Consider the following 4,031-nt stretch of genomic DNA (forward strand, 5'->3'; position numbering starts at 1 on the left):
CTCGTCACCCGGGGTGGCGGGTGGGGGAGCCCGCCACCCCGGGTGACGAGCCCGACCGGGCTGTCACAGAAGGCGGATCAGGAGGGTCAGGAGGGTCACACGGCGGCGTACGCCTTGTCCCTCATGATCCACTTGGCCAGCTCACGGTTGGCGGACTCCGCCTCCAGCGCGGTGAAGGTGACGCCCAGCTTCACCGACCCGGTCCGTGTGAAGCCCATCTCCTCGGTCTCGGTGACCTGCCCGCGCGGCAGGATGAAGCGGTACACGGCGTCCGTGCCGTCGGTGAACTCGATGCCCAGGGCCCGCTCGTCCTTGAGCGGGGTGCTCGGGATCAGGAACTCGTACGTGTCCACCACGGCGGTACCGCCCACCGAGGTCTGCGTGATGCTGCTCGCCGGGATGCCCATGAAGAAGGAGAGCGTGCTCTTGTTCATCTGGAGGAGCTGGAACTTCACCGTCAGATCGCGGTCGGAGTAGATGAAGCGCCCCGGGCTCGCCGACTGCCAGGTGTCGACCGGGTCGATCTTGTCCTTCTTGTTGAGCTTGATGCCGTCGACGGAGGTGTAACCCAGCTCCACCCAGCCGGTCGGCCAGGCGTCGTCGGACTTGGCCGGCGCGGTGGTGCCGGCGGGGGCCACCAGGACCCGGCCGGTACCGGCGACGCGGATTTCCTTGCCGTTGTTCGTAGCCATGCGAACTCCTTGTGTACGAGGAAGGGTTGAAAGCCTCGGGGGCGGGCGCGGGCTCGGCACGCGCACAGGTACGCGCACAGGTACGAGTACGAGTACGGGTACGGGCTCGGCATGAGCAGCGGTACGGGCACAGGTACGGATGCGAGTGCGAGTACAGGTACGAGTGCGGGTACGAGCCGGTCGCGCCCCGGACGGACGGCTCAGCCGAGCCGGAGCAGCAGCCGGATCGTGGACCGGTAGCGGTTCGCCGCGGACCGCGTGTAGTCGGGCAGCCAGCGCGGCCCGTCGGCCTCGGAGACGTCCACGACGACCGCGCCGCCGTAGACGGTGTCGGTCAGCTCCAGCACACAGGCACGGGCGGACAGTGCCACGGTGTGCGCCGTGGGCTTGTCCGGGCCGTACGCCTCCAGGTCGAGCAGCGGCTGGTCGAGATGCTGGTCGTCGACCCAGGCACCGCCCATGTGCGAGACGAGGACCGCCTTCTGCGTGCCGTCGAACCCGGCGGGCGGGCGGCTGTCGACGGTGACACCGGTCAGCTCGGCCCGGTTCTTGAGGAAGTCGACAACGAGCTGCTCGGCGTCGGGAAAGGTCAGGATGGCCACATGGACGCTCCTTAGGGGAGGTTCGAGAGGCGGGGCCGGAACTCAGGGAATTCCGGGCAACACAAAGCGGCAGGTCCGTCGCCTCCCTGGGGGTAGGCGCAGCTCTGCCGCTGCTTCGAGTGTGACGCGGCCCGGCGGATCGTGCAACTGGCTTGTGCCGGAGGACTGTGCGGGTACGCGAAAGGGTCCCGCCGCGATGTTCGCGACGGGACCCTGGCCTCGTGACCTCGGATGGTCCTTGCTCGGAAGGTCCTGACCTCGGATGGTCCTGACCTCGGATGGTTGTGACTTCTGCGTCGTACGCAAGGTGATCAGCGGTGGACGAGGAGATCCACCACGTACGCGTGGCCGCCGACGTACAGGTCGGCGCGGACGTACACCTCGGCGCGGGCCCGCGGGAGGATCAGCGGCGTCCGTGCGCGCGGTGTGTCGTGCGCTCCGCCGCGAACACGTCCTCCAAGCGGTACAGCCGGCGCCGCCCCTGCGTGCCCGCCGGGCGCAGATGGCCCCGCTGCACCCACTTGCGGATCGTCGCGGGCGACACCCCCGCCTCGTCGGCGGCCAACTCGACGGTGATCAGAGGTGAGTCCGTCATGCCTCCACCTCCGCCTCCATCTCCGTCTCCGTCTCAGCCCCCGTCTCCATCTCCGCCTCCAGCACATGTCGGCAGACGGGATTGACGCAGCGCACCTCGGCCCGCTCGGGAAACGCCCGCAGCGAGACGGAGTCGCACCTCGGGCACCGCCCCGGCAGCCGGACCATCTGCTCGGGGTCGCCCAGCGCCCGTGCGCACCGCGCCGCCATCCGCCGTGTCTCGTCCGCGACATGACCGGCGAGCACGGGATCGTCCGCGATCCGTTCGAGCAGCCCGGCGATCCGTCGCAGCCGTACCGGCACGGGTGCCGGCGCGATCGCCCATAGCCCGAGCCGCTCCCTCACGGCCTCCTCCAGTTCGACCACCCCGTCGGTGATGTCCCGTACCGCGTCGGACACATGCAGCCGTACGGGCAGCGTCGTACCTCCGACGGGCCCGCCTCCACGGCGCTCCCGCAGCCCCCCGCGAGCGGCGGGAGCCAGTTCGTCGACGAGGTCCGGGAACCGGCGGATGAGCGAGGTGATCCAGACGGCCGCGCCCGCGGACTCGTGGCTCATCGGGCCACCTCCCGCGGTGCGCGAGCGTCCCGGACGGCGTCAGGTACGCCGCCCCGGTGCCGGTCCTGGCTCCGTTCCTGATTCCGGTGCGGGTCCTGGTTCCGGTGCGAGCCCTGATCCCGGTGCGGGTCCTGGTTCCGTACGGCGTCGAGCCCGTCAGGCCCGTCGAGTTCATCAGGCCCGTCGAGCTCGTCAAGCGCCTCGAACCCATCGCGCTCACTCCCACGGACACGGACGCCGCCGGACGCGACCTCCCGCGGTACGGCCTCTCGCCGTACGACCTCCCGCCCGTTACGCCACAACCGTCCCCCGCTCACGCCGTCGAACCAGGTGTGCGCGGGATCGACCACGGCCTCGCACTCCCGCCGGATCGGGCACTGATTGCAGGCACGCAATACCGGCTCGGCCTCGGAGAGGATGCGGGTGAATACGGAGTGTTGCGGCAGATGGGCGCAGGCAGCGGCCAGACGCCAGTCCAGTTCGCCCGATGCCACGGGAAAACGCCAGGTTGTGATGGTGGCGGATGCGGTCGGCTGATTCGGCACGTGCAACCCCTTCCCACATATGGGAACATACGTTCGACAGTTGCGAACGCGCGATCAGAGTTACATGGTGCGAGCGCGTGCGCAAGCGACTACGCTCCGAGGTCGATCCCGTCGGGGAGGTGTCAACAACGCCCGAAGCAGCCGCACATGCATCCGCTTTGCCAGATCTTCACAACTGCGCGCGAGCACGCACGCCCGCAGATGCGCGCGCGCTCGGTACTCTCTCCTCGCGACGAGGGGAGAGCCACCACATGGGTGCCAGCTCGTGGGCCAACGCCTACAACGGACAGGGCCATCGAGCCGACAGTGGCCGCGGCAGAGCCGACGGCCTGGAGGAGTTCGCCGGCTGGATAGAGAGCCTGATGCGCCGGCGCGGCTATGACATCGACAGTCCGCGTGGGGGCGGCAAGTCCAAGCTCGCCGACGACGCGGGGGTCCACCGGGCGGCGGTCAGCCGGCTGTTGCAGCGGCAGAGCATGCCGGATCTGGAGACCATGCGCCGACTGGCGACGGTTCTGGCCGTTCCGTTGCGCGACATGCTGATTCGGTCCGGCCGGTTGTCGGCGGACGATCTGCCGCTCGACGCCGGGACCGGTGCCGGCGCCGATGAAACCTCGAAGGGTCCGGTCGCGTCACTCAGTCCGACGGAGGCGGCGCGGCTGCTGGGGGTGCCGTCAGAACTCCAGGACCTCTTCGTCAGGGTGGTGAGACAGTTCCTTCCGGAGGAACACAGCCGGGAGTGACGCTTCGCCAGGCGGGTCCGGAACAGCCGTGAAGGGGGTGTGCAGATGGGGCACGAGGGGGGAGAGCCATACGCGTGCGATCCGGATCCAGATCCGGATCTGCGTCCGCGTTCGCGTTCGCATTCGCGTTCATCGCGCGACGAGGCGGAATGCCCGGCCGACGGTACGCCGGATTCCGTGGCGTACACGGTGGGCGGACTGCTCATCGAACTGGGCGAGAAGATCCGGCAGGCCGGCGCGGAGGGTGTCCGTATCCTCACCGACGACGAGCTCCAGCGCGACCAGCTCGCGTGGTTC

Annotated in this window: 6 protein-coding genes; 1 reads left to right on the top strand and 5 read right to left on the bottom strand. The window is 69.3% G+C overall.

Translation table 11 applies throughout. From position 1 onward, the window contains the following. Positions 1-95 precede the first annotated feature (95 nt). The 5 genes from BFF77_RS30250 to BFF77_RS36370 all read right to left on the bottom strand — a co-directional run bounded on the left by BFF77_RS30250 (position 96) and on the right by BFF77_RS36370 (position 2,940). Positions 96-692, bottom strand: coding sequence for a phage tail tube protein (locus BFF77_RS30250; RefSeq protein WP_066956368.1), 597 nt, complete (start codon positions 690-692; stop codon positions 96-98). 200 nt (positions 693-892) lie between these two features. Next, positions 893-1,294, bottom strand: coding sequence for a hypothetical protein (locus BFF77_RS30255; RefSeq protein ID WP_066956372.1), 402 nt, complete (start codon positions 1,292-1,294; stop codon positions 893-895). Positions 1,295-1,697: 403 nt separating this feature from the next. After that, positions 1,698-1,889, bottom strand: a complete 192-nt coding sequence (locus BFF77_RS30260; protein ID WP_066956375.1) for a helix-turn-helix domain-containing protein — start codon at positions 1,887-1,889, stop codon at positions 1,698-1,700. Next, on the bottom strand, positions 1,886-2,446 hold the full coding sequence (locus BFF77_RS30265; RefSeq protein ID WP_066956378.1) for a hypothetical protein: 561 nt from the start codon (positions 2,444-2,446) through the stop codon (positions 1,886-1,888). The genes BFF77_RS30260 and BFF77_RS30265 overlap by 4 nt, the downstream gene beginning before the upstream one ends. Then, positions 2,443-2,940 carry a hypothetical protein gene (locus BFF77_RS36370; protein WP_211280353.1) on the bottom strand — a complete coding sequence of 166 codons (498 nt, stop codon included), beginning with the start codon at positions 2,938-2,940 and terminating at the stop codon, positions 2,443-2,445. Before BFF77_RS36370 ends, BFF77_RS30265 begins: the two co-directional genes overlap by 4 nt. Positions 2,941-3,353: 413 nt before the next feature. Between BFF77_RS36370 and BFF77_RS30275 the strand changes: the two genes are divergently transcribed. Beyond that, positions 3,354-3,734: a helix-turn-helix domain-containing protein gene (locus tag BFF77_RS30275; protein ID WP_066956384.1), complete on the top strand. Its 381-nt coding sequence runs from the start codon at positions 3,354-3,356 to the stop codon at positions 3,732-3,734. Positions 3,735-4,031: the final 297 nt, after the last annotated feature.

It is taken from the genome of Streptomyces lushanensis (assembly GCF_001700515.1).
Lineage (GTDB): Bacteria > Actinomycetota > Actinomycetes > Streptomycetales > Streptomycetaceae > Streptomyces > Streptomyces lushanensis.

What these genes read in the sequence shown, in the direction of transcription:
- BFF77_RS30250 (WP_066956368.1), bottom strand. Translation starts at nt 692, where the DNA reads ATGGCTACGAACAACGGCAAGGAAATCCGCGTCGCCGGTACCGGCCGG.
- BFF77_RS30260 (WP_066956375.1), bottom strand. Translation starts at nt 1,889, where the DNA reads ATGACGGACTCACCTCTGATCACCGTCGAGTTGGCCGCCGACGAGGCG.
- BFF77_RS30265 (WP_066956378.1), bottom strand. Translation starts at nt 2,446, where the DNA reads ATGAGCCACGAGTCCGCGGGCGCGGCCGTCTGGATCACCTCGCTCATC.
- BFF77_RS30275 (WP_066956384.1), top strand. Translation starts at nt 3,354, where the DNA reads ATGCGCCGGCGCGGCTATGACATCGACAGTCCGCGTGGGGGCGGCAAG.